The organism is Bacillus sp. Root920, assembly GCF_001429445.1.
GTDB lineage: Bacteria > Bacillota > Bacilli > Bacillales > Bacillaceae > Bacillus > Bacillus safensis.
This window is the reverse complement of record NZ_LMJV01000011.1, coordinates 43585-57622: the sequence shown is the minus strand read 5'-3', so window position 1 is coordinate 57622 and position 14038 is coordinate 43585. Positions and strand designations below refer to the sequence as shown.

Here is a 14038-nt window from a genome sequence, read left to right as displayed (position 1 = left end):
AAAATCACTGAGGATATCTACCTCAGTGATGGAATCTTTATTTCATAACTGTACCAGCGTGTGAAAAGATCGGATCTTTTAATTCAAATTCGAATGTCTTTCCGTCCACAATACCGACTGTTTTTTCACTGTCATAAAGCTCAAGCATACAAGCTGCCATTTCTTTTGATGTATGATATTTCTTGAAATTGCCTTCATATTCAAATTCGTCAACATCCAATGAACGCTTTGCAAATTCTGATTCTGTCGCGGAGGGCGCTAATACTTTTGCCTGTAATTTGGCTCCTTTTCCTTTCAACTCTAGAGCCAGCCCTTCTGTAAAGGCGCTCACGTAAAACTTCGTTGCTGAATAGGTGACCGCATTGCTGACGACTGTATAGCCGGCTCGTGAAGAAATGTTAATGAGCTGCGCTCCCTCTACTTGCTCATAATCACGAACAAATAAAGTGGATAGAATCGTTAATGCTTCGATATTCAGATGAAGCATATCCCCAATTTTACTTAAATCTTGTTCTCCTATAGAGCCAAAGTGACCAAACCCTGCATTATTTATAAACGTATCCAGCTCATAATCTGATAATGATTCATAAAATGAATACACTTGCTCTTTGTTTGTTAAATCGACTGACTGTATGACTACTTTGATATCGGGATATTGATCATGAATCTTCATCTTCAATTCTTGGAGTTTATCAAGCCGGCGTGCAGCTAATATAAGATTTTCCCCTCGTGCTGCAAAGGCGAGAGCCGCCTCATATCCAATACCTGAGCTTGCTCCTGTAATGACTGTATAGCCCATTTTATATCCCCCTATTCGTGTCTTCTAACTGGTTAAATTATAACGACAGCGTTTCGCTCAAGTCAATTTTGAAGAGAGTCAAAGGGCATTATGTCTAACTGAGATACAGCTCCTCAGTCACTTCCTTTTGAATCATTTTGGAGGATGTCATGTTGAGATTTTTTTGTTCATTTTTGAAAAACCAATTGGTAGGAATGTTCAATTAACTCCACTACAAATGAGGATGGAATGTCTGCATCAAGGTAAATGGAATTTCAATGAGTCTTATTCATATAGTAGCCAGGGATAATTCCTTGAGGAAAGATATCTGACCCTTTTTACATTCACTTTTCTTTTTCAGAAACAGTAATAAAAGCACAGGCCCATTGTCTCCTGTGCTTTTGAATCACTCTGCTTTTTTATTCAAACGCCTTCTTTAGTTGATCCCCCATCAGATGCCAAGCCTCTTCAGCGATGGCTAAATCTCCGGCGTGCGTGAAGCCGTGTGGAACGCCTTTAAATTGTCTGTACGTGACGTCTACTCCAGCTTCTTTTAACTTGGCAGCATATTGCTCGGCTTCTTCAGCCAGCGAATCCCTCTCTGCTGTGATGACGAGAGCTGGAGGCATTTGTGCTAAGGATGAACGATCTGCAAAAACCGGAGAAACGAGCGGATTGTGCGGATCTTGGCCTTGCAGATAGAAGGAATTAAAGAGTCTCGCCAATTCAACTGGGATCGCTTCTTCAAACGCTGGCTTTTGTGCTGGATCAGTGGCTAGATCGAGCGGCGGATAATCAAGCACTTGATAGGCAATTGGGAGTGTATTTCCTTTTTGAATATTCAATAGACAAGCAGCCGTTGCCAAATTTCCTCCTGCGCTATGTCCGCCAATAGCTAATGCATTCCGATCGATTTGAAGTTCATCAGGGTGTTCATACAGCCACTTCAGTACATCGTAGCATTCATGGAGAGCGGCTGGGAAAGGGTGCTCGGGTGCAAGCTGATACTCGACATTGACGACGATACATTGCGCCCGGTCTGCAATAACTGGACACCATGGATTATCCATTTCAGCACTGCCCATGATAAATCCGCCGCCATGTAAATTCATAAAAACAGGAAGCTGCTGTTTTGATGTGTTCACTGGCTTAAATACCCACACCTTTGTTTCACCAGCACTTGTTGGAATATCATATTCCATTTTGTTCACTTCAGGAGGATTTACTGGCTTTAGTTCCGATTGACTCGCTAATGAATCTTCAGATGGCTGGCGTAATGAAGCAGCGATTTTGATTTGTTCTTCTAAGTTCATGATCTCAGACTCCTATCTTATTCATTTCTTAGTTACTCATTCGTTTCCTTTTCCTCTTTTCCTCCTACTAAACCAGCAGCAATTTTCATTTGTTCACTTTTTACCTATCTCCCCTTTTTCTCTCTCTTTGAAACAAGCATTGAGCAAATAAAAAAGCACTGCGGCTCTATGTCCACAGTGCTTTTCATTTCTCTTATGATACTTGTTGTTCTACCTTCACTCGTTTAATGAAGAAGGCAATAATCAAACCGATGATCGTCATGATCACTGCAAAGATAAATGCATGCTGGACGCCATTTGTAAAGGCGAGCAGCTGATTCATCGGATTTGCGGGATCAGACACATTTTCCATAAAGCTGCGGGCTCCTGATGAAAGGATCGAGATACCGATCGCAGTACCAATGGCTCCTGCCACCTGCTGCAATGTATTCATAATCGCTGTACCATGCGGATATAGCTCTGGCGGCAGCTGATTCAATCCATTTGTTTGAGCAGGCATCATGATCATCGCGATTCCGATCATTAATGTAATATGAAGGGTTACAATGAATCCAATCGACGTATTCACACTTAGATTCGTAAAGCCAAACATCGTCGCTGCGACAATGACAAGACCTGGAATGACAAGCCATTTTGGACCAAATTTATCAAATAGACCACCCATGATTGGAGATAACAGTCCGTTGATAATTCCACCTGGCAATAGCATTAAACCTGCTGTAAATGTAGAAAGCGCCAAGGACGTTTGCAGATACAATGGCAAAATCATCATAGCAGACAGCATCACCATCATACATACTAAAATCAAAAGTAACCCAATGACAAACATCGGATATTTAAACGGGCTTAAGTTCAGCATTGGTTCTTTCATGTTCAACTGTCTTAAGGAGAACACGAGAATCCCTATGACACCAACTACAATTGCAACGATGACATGCATACTGCTCCAGCCGCCACCTTCTCCAGCACTGCTAAAGCCATACACAATTCCGCCGAAACCAATGGTTGAAAGCACAATTGATAAGATGTCGATTTTCGGTCTTGTTGGTTCTGTAATATTTTGCATAAAGATATAACCAAATACGAGTGCAGCAATTAATAAAGGAAGTGAAATCCAGAAAATCCAATGCCACGTCAGCGATTTCAGAATAAGACCAGAGACGGTCGGGCCGACAGCTGGTGCAAACATGATCACAAGACCAATAATCCCCATTGATCTGCCTCGTTTATGAGGCGGGATGATGACCAAAATCGTATTAAACATCAATGGCAGAAGCAATGCTGTGCCGACTGCCTGCACGACACGTGCTACCATTAATATACTAAAGACCGGCGCAACCGCCGCAATAAATGTTCCGATAATTGAAAAGACGAGCGATGTAATGAAAAGCTGTCTTGTCGTAAACCATTGAAGAATGAGTCCTGAAATCGGTACGAGAATACCAAGTGTTAATAAATATCCTGTTGTCAGCCACTGAGCAGTCGTCGCTTCAATTCCAAAGTCTAACGTTAAACTTCTCAGCGCCATGTTTAATGCCGTTTCACTGAACAGGCCAATAAATCCAGCCGTGATAAAAGAAATAATAATGGGCAGCGTTCGAATTTCAGAAGCTGCTGCTTTCTGTTTGTTCATATTAAGTTGGCTCCTTTTCTTTTTCAATTTAGATGAACCTTAGGAAGTCAGGGTGGTCAGAAATGAGCCACTTTCATGTCTATTGAAAGACGGATAAAATCTGTTTTTCTGCAGCAAATTGAGCAATTTTTTCGATTGAATAGCCAGATTCATGTATATAAAACATGAGCTCAGGCGTCATTGGAGAGGACATACATAACGTTGTCAGTTCTATATCCTGTATGTTTGCTTCTCCCTTTTCTCTCGCTTCCTCAAGCAAATCACGAATGATTTGTCTAAGTGATTGACTGTAATGACTCTCATACACTTTACTTGTCTGCTCTAAATTCCCAGAGATTGTGAGCATCCGAATCCAGTCTAAATGGTGACCGACGATCAGATGAATTTCTTCGAGAACGTAGCGCAAACGTTCACGAACCGGCTGATCACTTATTTTGCTCAAGTAAAGATGCAAAGCTGGGATCAGCTGTTCAAATCTCTCCCCAAGGATAGAAAGGCACAAATCACTTTTATTGGCGTAGCGGCGGTATAAAGTGCCCTGCCCAACACCAGCTGTTTTCGCAATTTTATGCATGCTGACATTTTCTACACCAAATTCTTGAAACAAGGAGAATGCGATCTCTTCAATTTCCTCCCCAATATCCTTTTCCACCATGCTCACCTTCTTTACCTTCATCCACATTGCACGTATCTCTATGTGTTAAATCAAAACACTTTAGGTTTTTCTTAGGACAATTATCCCGATATTATCTTACGGACAACTGTCCGCAATGTCAATCATTATTTTTTACTTATGATCCTTCTTTCAATTCTATTAAATAATGCACACTGTTTATCATTATTTAGACCGATTTTCCCTTTTGAAAGAATCATGTATGATCAATAAAGAAAGCGCTTCCATAAAAGGAGAGGAGAATGCGAATATGTACCGTATGAAACGAATGTTAATGCTGCTTGTCACTGGATTAGTCTTGAGTTTGTCCACATTTACAGCGGGTGCCTCGGCACAAACGGGTGGATCGTTTTATGAACCTTTTAATAACTATAATACGGGGTTATGGCAAAAAGCCGATGGATACTCGAATGGAAACATGTTTAACTGTACGTGGCGTGCAAATAACGTGTCGATGACATCATCAGGTGAAATGCGTTTATCGCTTACAAGTCCCGCCTATAACAAGTTTGACTGCGGAGAAAACCGCTCCGTTCAAACGTACGGCTATGGGCTATATGAAGTCAACATGAAGCCAGCCAAAAATGTGGGGATCGTCTCTTCTTTCTTCACTTATACGGGACCGACTGATGGCACGCCTTGGGATGAGATTGACATTGAATTTCTAGGAAAAGACACGACAAAGGTACAGTTTAACTACTATACCAATGGTGTAGGAAATCATGAAAAGATCGTCAACCTTGGTTTCGATGCAGCGAACTCTTATCACACGTATGCATTTGACTGGCAGCCAAACTCCATCAAATGGTATGTCGATGGGCAATTAAAGCATACCGCCACCACACAAATTCCTCAAACACCAGGGAAAATTATGATGAACCTGTGGAATGGTGCAGGTGTCGATGAATGGCTCGGCTCCTACAACGGTGTTACACCACTCCATGCGCATTATAACTGGGTGCGTTACACAAAAAGATAACTCTATCAAAAAAACCTGTGACAAGTCACAGGTTTTTCTTCGTTTAATTAGAATGAGTTTTCAGCTGATGAGCGAGTTTTTTCTCATGATTGTGGATAATATCTTCATAACTTTCTATTTTGAAATCCAACCGTTTAATGGTCTCTTCGATTTCCTTTTGTTTTTGGACGAGTCTTTCTCGTTCATTGACCAAAATGTTTTTTCGCGAAGATAACGTATGATCATCATCCTCAAAAAATAAGGCTGTATATTCTCTAAGCGCATCAATCGAGAGCCCTGCATTTCTCATACACTTGATAAATTCAATCCATTGAAGATCATCCTCTGTATAATCACGAATCCCATGATCGTCACGTTTGATTTCCCTAATCAAACCAATATTTTCGTAATATCTAAGTGTTGCAGTGGATAAATCGAGCTGTTTTGCTGCTTGTGCTATTTTCATTGTACTCTCCTTCTTTCTCTTACCTTCCGATCTCCCTTTCCTCATCATCTCCATTTTGAAAAAGAAAGCAAGATGCTTTTGGCTCAATTCTTTTATTAAAAGCCTGAAGAGGTTTTTCTATTGACTTAGAGTTCACTTTAAGACGTACAGTATAGAAGAAAGAATCGAATCTTATTTTTGAAAGGATGATCAAGAATGTGTCAGACGCACCAATCAAATGTTTTAAGTGTTTCACACGCAAAAGCAAATTTTGAACGGACGACCATTGAACGAAGAGCGCTTCGTCCACATGATATTTTAATTGATATTCAATTTAGCGGGATCTGTCATTCAGATATCCACAGCGCTTTTGATGAATGGGGCGGGGGCATTTTCCCGATGGTTCCTGGTCATGAGATTACTGGGGTCGTTGCAGCTGTAGGGGATGATGTGACGAAGTTTCAGATCGGAGACCGTGTAGGCGTTGGCTGCTTTGTGGATTCCTGCGGCACCTGTGAATATTGTCAAAATGGAGACGAGCAGTACTGCACAAAAGGAGTCGTCCAAACGTATAACAGCCGTGACTATGACGGGGAGCCGACTTATGGCGGCTACAGTCAAAAAATTGTCGTGACTGAACGATTTGTCGTCAGCATTCCTGATCAACTGCCTCTTGATGCCGCAAGCCCTCTTCTCTGTGCTGGCATTACAACTTATTCACCATTAAAGCACTGGAAGGCAGGTCCTGGCAAAAAGGTTGCTATCGTCGGAATGGGCGGACTCGGTCATGTCGCCATTCAATTCGCGAGCGCTCTAGGTGCTGAAGTGACGGTGTTGAGCCGCTCTTTGAATAAAAAAGAAGAAGCACTGTCATTTGGCGCAAAAGACTACTTTGCTACAAGTGATCCTGATACGTTTCAGACACTAGCCGGTCAGTACGACCTTATTCTCAATACGGTCTCTGCCAACATTAATGTGGATGCCTATTTGTCCTTACTCCGTGTAGATGGAACCTTGGTGAACGTCGGTGCACCGCCTAAGCCGGATCAATTCCACGTCTTTTCATTAATTTCCGGCCGCCGCAGCATTGCTGGTTCACTCGTTGGCGGCATCCAAGAAACACAAGAAATGCTCGATTTCGCAGCTGCTCACCACATCGCACCACAAATTGAAGTCATCCATGCTAATCAAGTTGATGAAGCGTATGAGCGGGTGCTGAAAAGTGATGTTCGTTACCGGTTTGTGATTGATATTTCGACGTTGTGATTGGATTCTTTGAAATGGCAGTATTTTATTACATTATGACTGACCGAAGAGAATTCTATGATTTTTGATCAAACGTAAAAAAGCCACTTCTCTATTGAGTCGTGGCTTTTTCATGGATCGCTATATGCTAACTTCTTTTTCTTTATGATGACCTCGCATAAATGTAACAACCATACTGGACAAGCTAACCAAAAAACCTAAAATTGAAATCAAAATAGTCATTCCCCCGTTCGGAATAAAAAAGCCTATAGGGATTAAGACAAGGAATGAGAACACAATAAAACATTGATAGATTCCAGATATTACCCTAACCACAATATGATCAAAAAACGACATCACCAAAGGAGGAATAAATAAGAAAATCACCATCCCTACTGACAGCATAAATGGTAATGGGTCCTCTAACGAAATCGTGTTCCTACCCGGTGAATCCTTTGCGGCGATAAACAATACTGCAATCGCCATGAGGAGCGTTGAAAAAATAAATAAGAATCGTTTTAGCATTTGATATCTCCTTATTTGACCTTACATTTTATTATAAAATATACCAAAATAAACTAAATATTCAAAGGCTATTTTTTTCGTCCAAGATTCTGTTAAGAAGAAAATAAAATAATTTATGGAAATTCCGCATATTGTCAATCCAGTATGTTATACTTAACTAACCTTTGAAGCATGAAATTTTTACGAATACCTTGTACCATCTCCCTACTTGTACGTTGAGTAGGGTTTTTTCATGCAAAAAAAAACAGGCTCTCCGTAGAGAACCTGTTTTAAGAATGAAGATTAAGCAATTTTTTGAACGTTAGCAGCTTGAGCTCCACGAGAACCTTGCTCTACGTCAAATGATACTTTTTGACCTTCGTCTAAAGATTTGAATCCGTCGCCTTGGATAGCTGAGAAATGTACGAATACATCGTCGCCTTCTTCACGTTCGATAAATCCAAAACCTTTTTCTGCGTTAAACCATTTTACTGTACCTTGTTCCATGATTGTTGCCTCCTCGTGCGTTTACCACACAATGTATTATACTATCCTTGCCCAAAGTACCCTCAAGACGAAAAGTCAATCTTCATACTATCCTTTACGCCGAACAAAAATAATTACTTTTCATTATAGCATGAATCGGTAATAATTGCAATTTCTTGATTAAAAAGAAGAAACTCTTCTTTGCAGCGATTTTTCTTATGCATAAAAAGCACCTAAAGAGAATCTTTATCTAAAATCGACTTAACAAATTCTGTTTTTCCCTCTGCATATTTGTGTTTGTCATTTTTATTTACATTTGCTAGGTTAAGTTTAAGCTGTTGGTACTCACTTCTTGCTAGTTCGTTACTTCTCAGGTAATCCCTAAAATTTATTTGTTCGAGTAGATATCTATTGCCTGTTTGATACATATGGATTTGATGTGTACGTGGTTTTCCTTTACTGAAATAGTGTCTTTCAGGTAACACATTGATCCCTCTATAAGAATAACCCAGCCCTTGCAAAGCTGTTACGCACTGTTCTCCGTCAAGAAAATGATTGATTTCGATCGCAATATCAATAATGGGTTTCGCACTCAAACCATTTACTGCTGTACTTCCTATATGGTGGACATTCACTATGTACTGACCGATAACTTCTATTATTCGTTTCTTTTCCATATCAAATTCTTTGACCCATTCAGCAGACCAAGGTACTAAAAAAACTTCCCCTCTTGGTAATCCAAGCATTTACTCAACCCCACTTTATGATTTTGTTGTTCAGTTGGAAATTTTAATACAAATAACTAGAGAACAAAACTCAAACAAAAAGTCCACTTACTTAAGATGCTCTTTCATATTCTAAAGAATTGATCAGGTATCTGCTACAATAAATTAACAACGTACAGTTTGAACCACATACTCTAAAATATAAAATTCCGAGAGGAGAAGCCAAATGAATCCTTTGCTGTTAGATATTCCTTTACAATTAGAAACAGAAAGACTTATTCTTCGAGCACCACACCAAACAGGAGACGGGAAAATTGTAAACCAAGCAATAAAGGATTCCTTTTCTGAATTAAAAGCGTGGTTGCCATTTGCTCAAGAACTTCCTACTGTTGAAGAAACAGAGATCAATTTAAAAAATGCTCATATCAATTTTTTAAAGAGAGAAAGTTTCCGTTTTCTTATTTTTGATAAAAACAGCAATCACTTCATTGGGGTAACTAGTCTTCAGAGGATTGACTGGACCATTCCTAAATGTGAGATTGGGTATTGGGTAAATACTAAATTTAGTGGGAATGGATATATGACAGAAGCAGTGGAGAAATTAGCTGACTTCGGATTAAACAATATCAAATTTAGAAGAATTGAAATAAGGTGTGAATCTACAAACCTTAAAAGTCGGGCTATCCCAGAAAAACTTGGCTTTGTATTTGAAGGCACTTTAAGAAATGATGATTTATCCGCAGATGGCAACAAGCTGACTGACACTTGTTTTTATTCCATCATAAGATAACCTTATGTAGCAATTAAAGTAATGGGTGCATTAGTGTAACAAGAAAAAACATAGCATATTAATTATATGCTATGTTTTTTAATTTTGGCCTTGATAAGTGGGTCTACTCCTCTAACTTTGTCCTTATTGCCTTTACTTCTTCATAATCTGGTGTTTTCATTAATAAACTCTGACAGAAAGTTTTCAGCAGCAGGCTCCCAACACAAGACCACAATGTAACTGCAATCAGCTTCGACCGGTCACGAGGTGCTTTTTGTTTTTCTTTTATGGAGCAATTCGATTCACTCTCCATTCATAGATTTCTAAGCAATTTCCCCCTGGTTAGCTTTCATGTTTCTTGTCATTTTTCATAGTTCGGTCTGTTTTAATTCCGTCACCATCACTTCTACTGGTTTACCTTAATTCCAACGACCTCAACACTCTGTTTATGAAAGGACTCGTAACCTTTTTATTTCAAAAAAAGATGCTACATGTTGAAACACCTTGTTTGTATTGACAGCTCTCATTAGCAGGGTAATATTACACTTGATTATTTAAACAAGAATTTTTATACAACCAGTTTATAGCATCATTAAGGTCATTGGCTATATAATCTATTTTAATCCCACTTAATTTATCAAAGTGTTCACGAAGTGAATATTCACCAGCCCCAGTTCTAACCAAAATTTTAATACTTCCTACTTTATCAGCTGCAACAATATCACTCCAACGGTCCCCAATTACGACGCAATTTTCGAGAGTTAAATCGTGTTTTTGTTGAGCTTCCATTAACATTCCTATGCCAGGCTTCCTACAAGAGCATCCATCATTATGACCGTGTGGACATATATATACTTCATCAAAACCAAAACCTTTCAATTCCTCTTTAAAATCTTCTACTTTAGCAAATCCACTTGATATACCAGGTTGATTTGTAAAAGAGAATATTTTCACATTATCTTTTTTTAGTTTATTGATTTGAATTGCTGTATAAGGAAAGAGTTCAAATTTTCCGGGATAATGAATAGTATCATCACCACCAATTGTTCCATCTCTATCTAAAAAAATTGCTTCTATCTGTTTCATGTTATACCTCCATTATCTAGCAACTGCTCCTACGTTAAGATTCATTTCAATTAGAAAATTTTGATGACATCAGTTTATCATAAATATTTATTATCAAAGTCCCCTAATACAATTAAAATCTTTTCCACTCTTCTTCTTTTCAATTTGTTTCATTCTTTCCAAGATAAAAAGGACGCTACACGAAGTAACACCCTTTTATCTTTTGCTTCTCAATATAAATTTTTAAGCTCGTCATTAGACCATCCAGCAAATAACTTGTCTTGTAAAATGTGTAACGATATTCAGCAAACTCTTGTGACAAAATAGACCACGATAGATATAAGAAAGAAATTGATGTCAACAAAGCCTCAACATTTATTAATGGAGAACATCATGTACTAATAGAGCCCAAAACAAAGAAAATAAGGCTAGGCTGCATGATCTTAGGCTCTCTCATGTTGCTTTATTAATTTCAAGAAGAAGAATATTATACAATCAAAGAAAGAGGACATGCCTCTATTCGGACAACAATAGACGTATATGTTCACTTATTTCCTAACAAACAAAAGGCTATGGCTGAAGAAAAATTGGATGACATTATATAAAAATATCAACCTCAAACAAAAAAAGCCCACTTACTTAAAATCAGTGGACAGATTCATTTAGAAGTTATAAAAAATAAAAAAACCAAAGGTCTACCACCTTTGGTTTTTTAGATGCGGCCGAGAGGACTTGAACCTCCACGGGTTATTCACCCACTAGGCCCTCAACCTAGCGCGTCTGCCATTCCGCCACGACCGCGTGTATGATGTGCTCATATATTCATAAGTGCACTGTTTGAAAAAACAATGCGGGTGAAGGGACTTGAACCCCCACGTCATAAAGACACTAGATCCTAAGTCTAGCGCGTCTGCCAATTCCGCCACACCCGCGTGACAATGGTGAGCCATGAAGGACTCGAACCTTCGACCCTCTGATTAAAAGTCAGATGCTCTACCAACTGAGCTAATGGCTCATCTGCTATGCAGAAAAACATATATAAAAAATGGCTGGGCTAGCTGGATTCGAACCAACGCATGACGGAGTCAAAGTCCGTTGCCTTACCGCTTGGCTATAGCCCAACGAATCAAAAAACAAAACATGACCCGTACGGGATTCGAACCCGTGTTACCGCCGTGAAAGGGATAATGGCGGAGAAGGAGGGATTTGAACCCTCGCGCCGCTTACGCGACCTACACCCTTAGCAGGGGCGCCTCTTCAGCCACTTGAGTACTTCTCCATTATGGCTCCGCAGGTAGGACTCGAACCTACGACCGATCGGTTAACAGCCGATAGCTCTACCACTGAGCTACTGCGGAATAATAAGACATGTTTCATTATATCTATGCCAGAAAAATGTGTCAAGAATTTTTAAGTGTTTCATTCCTGTCTCATTAGCGACGGCTTTTATAATTTAACATATACTAATATAACAGTCAAGCCTTTCTTCCTTCCTTTTTGTTTTCTGTTTAGACATGACAGAAAGACCCCGACCTCTAACTGAAAGACCAAGGTCTCCTTGCTGCTGCGCTCCCTATAGGTTCATGACAGCTTATACTTTCGCATCCACTTATAAAAGGTGCTTCTTGGCACCCCTGCTGACCTCGCTGCTTCTGTCACATGACCTTTCGTTTTGTGCAGTGCGTCTATCACTGTTTGCTTTTGAATGCGTTCCCTTAGCGTGAGTTCTTTTGGATTCTCGGTATACTCTGGTAAATGCAGCTTCTGCTTTTTCTGATCCATCGTCTCTAATACCTCCGCATATTGCGATTCACCAATCCATCCTCCTTTAGGAAACATTACCCTTATATGTTCAAACAGATTAAAAAGCTCTCGTATGTTTCCAGGCCAATGATACGCTTCTAGCTTACGAAAAAAAGATTCAGGAAATGTCGCATTCCATTGGTGTTTCTTTTGGTAATAACGATATAAATCAACAATGTCTTCTTTTCTTTCTCTAAGCGGCGGGATGTTGATTGGGTAGACATGAAGTCGGTAATACAAATCTTCTCGTATTTTACCTTCCTTCAACAGTTCGTTCATATTTCGGTGTGTCGCTGTAATGATTCTAATATCCAAAGGGATTTCGTGTGTCCCTCCGAGCGGTACGACTTTCCTTTCTTCAATGACCCTAAGAAGCGCCACTTGCATCGCATAAGGGATTTCGCCAATTTCGTCTAAAAAGAGCGTTCCTTTTTGCGCCTGTTCAAATTTCCCCTTTGCTCCATGACGTTTTGCCCCTGTAAAAGCCCCTTCAGCATAACCAAATAGTTCGCTTTCTAACAGGCTTTCAGGTATGGCTCCGCAATTCACGGCAATAAACGGTCCTTTATGTCTTTCACTAGCTAAGTGAATCGCTCGAGCGGCCAGTTCTTTCCCTGTACCTGTTTCTCCCCAAATATAGACATTTGCATCTGTTTGTGCCGCTCGTTTCAATTCGCTGAGCGTCTTCTGAAAGGCCGTACTTGTTCCAGATTCCCCGGGAAATTGAGCAAAAGAAACAGTTATATTGCTCTTCGCTGCTTCTTCAAGAGAAAAAGACATCCCAAGCAGCTTTCCGTCTTGTTCTGACTGAATGATCTGCTTGTCCCGTGTAACAAATGTATCGTCCATGAGCAGCTCAACATCCATTCCGTACCAGTCTGAAAATCGGTCTCTAATCGGCTTACTTGCCAAAACAATCTGCTTTTTCTCATTACAGACAACATACGGCTCGTCCGCTTCTACCTGCTGGAGACAATGACTGATCAGCTCCATCTCTTTCCTTTTTTGCTGGACCTGAATTTCTCTCTCGATGGCATATGCAACTGTTGAAGCCATCCCAAGCATAAAAGGATGCCTTTGATCCGCCATACAGGAGATATCAATGACTCCTATGATCGTGCCGTCTGCATCACGAATAGGGGCCGCTGAACAACTCCAATGGTGGGAAGCGACTGAAAAATGCTCAGTTCCGTTGATGGCTACGGCTTCCCCAATGACCAGTGCCGTTCCAATAGCGTTCGTTCCCACATCGGCTTCGGTCCAGCGCGCGCCCTCCATAAAATTTATTTTTTTCGCTTCGACCAGCGTCCTTTGACTTCCTGTCAGACTTAGCACATAACCATCTGCATCGATAAGTAATGCCATCATGTCCGATTCTTTTAATTGCTGACTGATTTTATTTAAGTAAGGAAGAGCTGCATTTAGAAAGAGTGAGTACTTCTTTTTTTGAACACTGAATAACTCCTTTTCTAACAACGACTGTCCTTTATCTAAATACGGGTTCACATTTGCCTGTTTACATCTGTGCCATGACTCCATCACTCTCTTATCCAGACGAGACCTATCAAGCAAACCTTCATGAACAAAACGTTTCCAAGTATTTAAATAACAAGGCGTCGGATTCATTCCATCCTCTCCTCT

13 protein-coding genes, 6 tRNA genes and 4 pseudogenes are annotated in these 14038 nt (G+C 40.1%); 4 read left to right on the top strand and 19 right to left on the bottom strand.

The features are described 5' to 3' along the window. Positions 1-37 precede the first annotated feature (37 nt). The 5 genes and pseudogenes from ASE42_RS17300 to ASE42_RS17285 all read right to left on the bottom strand — a co-directional run bounded on the left by ASE42_RS17300 (position 38) and on the right by ASE42_RS17285 (position 4379). Positions 38-799 carry an SDR family NAD(P)-dependent oxidoreductase gene (locus ASE42_RS17300; protein ID WP_056768388.1) on the bottom strand — a complete coding sequence of 254 codons (762 nt, stop codon included), beginning with the start codon at positions 797-799 and terminating at the stop codon, positions 38-40. A 167-nt stretch (positions 800-966) separates the two neighbouring features. Further along, positions 967-1095 (bottom strand): annotated as a pseudogene (locus ASE42_RS19300) (MmcQ/YjbR family DNA-binding protein); the annotation flags it as partial. Between the two features lie 102 nt (positions 1096-1197). Beyond that, positions 1198-2091: an alpha/beta hydrolase gene (locus tag ASE42_RS17295; protein WP_056768387.1), complete on the bottom strand. Its 894-nt coding sequence runs from the start codon at positions 2089-2091 to the stop codon at positions 1198-1200. A 193-nt stretch (positions 2092-2284) separates the two neighbouring features. Continuing rightward, positions 2285-3724, bottom strand: a complete 1440-nt coding sequence (locus ASE42_RS17290) for a DHA2 family efflux MFS transporter permease subunit (protein ID WP_034622733.1) — start codon at positions 3722-3724, stop codon at positions 2285-2287. 79 nt (positions 3725-3803) lie between these two features. After that, positions 3804-4379: a TetR/AcrR family transcriptional regulator gene (locus tag ASE42_RS17285; RefSeq protein WP_206698596.1), complete on the bottom strand. Its 576-nt coding sequence runs from the start codon at positions 4377-4379 to the stop codon at positions 3804-3806. A gap of 268 nt (positions 4380-4647) precedes the next feature. Between ASE42_RS17285 and bglS the strand changes: the two genes are divergently transcribed. Next, on the top strand, positions 4648-5376 hold the full coding sequence (gene bglS / locus ASE42_RS17280; RefSeq protein ID WP_025093569.1) for a beta-glucanase: 729 nt from the start codon (positions 4648-4650) through the stop codon (positions 5374-5376). A gap of 43 nt (positions 5377-5419) precedes the next feature. Here bglS and ASE42_RS17275 read toward each other — a convergent pair whose 3' ends face one another. Beyond that, positions 5420-5821, bottom strand: a complete 402-nt coding sequence (locus ASE42_RS17275; protein ID WP_008346757.1) for a MerR family transcriptional regulator — start codon at positions 5819-5821, stop codon at positions 5420-5422. A gap of 195 nt (positions 5822-6016) precedes the next feature. Between ASE42_RS17275 and ASE42_RS17270 the strand changes: the two genes are divergently transcribed. Beyond that, on the top strand, positions 6017-7066 hold the full coding sequence (locus tag ASE42_RS17270) for an NAD(P)-dependent alcohol dehydrogenase (RefSeq protein WP_056768386.1): 1050 nt from the start codon (positions 6017-6019) through the stop codon (positions 7064-7066). A gap of 120 nt (positions 7067-7186) precedes the next feature. Here the strand turns inward: ASE42_RS17270 and ASE42_RS17265 are convergent, their stop codons facing one another. The 3 genes from ASE42_RS17265 to ASE42_RS17255 form a co-directional block, all read right to left on the bottom strand. Continuing rightward, a complete protein-coding gene (locus ASE42_RS17265) occupies positions 7187-7570 on the bottom strand; it encodes a hypothetical protein (RefSeq protein ID WP_056768375.1) in 384 nt (127 codons plus the stop codon). A gap of 282 nt (positions 7571-7852) precedes the next feature. Further along, positions 7853-8056, bottom strand: a complete 204-nt coding sequence (gene cspC, locus ASE42_RS17260; protein ID WP_008346765.1) for a cold shock protein CspC — start codon at positions 8054-8056, stop codon at positions 7853-7855. Positions 8057-8268: 212 nt separating this feature from the next. Next, on the bottom strand, positions 8269-8781 hold the full coding sequence (locus tag ASE42_RS17255; protein ID WP_056768372.1) for a GrpB family protein: 513 nt from the start codon (positions 8779-8781) through the stop codon (positions 8269-8271). Positions 8782-8986: 205 nt separating this feature from the next. Between ASE42_RS17255 and ASE42_RS17250 the strand changes: the two genes are divergently transcribed. Continuing rightward, positions 8987-9550 carry a GNAT family N-acetyltransferase gene (locus tag ASE42_RS17250; RefSeq protein ID WP_056768368.1) on the top strand — a complete coding sequence of 188 codons (564 nt, stop codon included), beginning with the start codon at positions 8987-8989 and terminating at the stop codon, positions 9548-9550. A gap of 187 nt (positions 9551-9737) precedes the next feature. Here the strand turns inward: ASE42_RS17250 and ASE42_RS19295 are convergent. From ASE42_RS19295 to ASE42_RS19420, 3 genes and pseudogenes are all read right to left on the bottom strand, one after another. Continuing rightward, a pseudogene (locus tag ASE42_RS19295) lies at positions 9738-9815 on the bottom strand (hypothetical protein); the annotation flags it as partial. A 254-nt stretch (positions 9816-10069) separates the two neighbouring features. Next, the gene (locus tag ASE42_RS17240) at positions 10070-10615 is read right to left on the bottom strand and encodes an HAD-IIIA family hydrolase (RefSeq protein ID WP_008346879.1); all 546 of its coding nucleotides are present in this window, start codon (positions 10613-10615) and stop codon (positions 10070-10072) included. A gap of 149 nt (positions 10616-10764) precedes the next feature. After that, positions 10765-10904: pseudogene (locus ASE42_RS19420) on the bottom strand (hypothetical protein); the annotation flags it as partial. 120 nt (positions 10905-11024) lie between these two features. On the opposite strand from ASE42_RS19420, the pseudogene ASE42_RS19415 reads away from it, so the two are divergent. Beyond that, positions 11025-11199 (top strand): annotated as a pseudogene (locus tag ASE42_RS19415) (site-specific integrase); the annotation flags it as partial. Between the two features lie 112 nt (positions 11200-11311). Here the strand turns inward: ASE42_RS19415 and ASE42_RS17235 are convergent. The 7 genes from ASE42_RS17235 to ASE42_RS17205 form a co-directional block, all read right to left on the bottom strand. Continuing rightward, positions 11312-11395 (bottom strand) — tRNA-Leu (locus tag ASE42_RS17235). Between the two features lie 48 nt (positions 11396-11443). Continuing rightward, positions 11444-11526: transfer RNA gene (locus ASE42_RS17230), tRNA-Leu, on the bottom strand. A 7-nt stretch (positions 11527-11533) separates the two neighbouring features. Beyond that, positions 11534-11609 (bottom strand) — tRNA-Lys (locus tag ASE42_RS17225). A gap of 31 nt (positions 11610-11640) precedes the next feature. Further along, positions 11641-11715: transfer RNA gene (locus ASE42_RS17220), tRNA-Gln, on the bottom strand. Between the two features lie 67 nt (positions 11716-11782). Beyond that, positions 11783-11873: transfer RNA gene (locus tag ASE42_RS17215), tRNA-Ser, on the bottom strand. Between the two features lie 4 nt (positions 11874-11877). Continuing rightward, positions 11878-11952, bottom strand: a tRNA-Asn gene (locus tag ASE42_RS17210). A 223-nt stretch (positions 11953-12175) separates the two neighbouring features. Continuing rightward, positions 12176-14023 (bottom strand): sigma-54-dependent Fis family transcriptional regulator, encoded by a 1848-nt coding sequence (locus tag ASE42_RS17205; protein ID WP_056768365.1) that lies wholly within the window; start codon positions 14021-14023, stop codon positions 12176-12178. Positions 14024-14038: the final 15 nt, after the last annotated feature.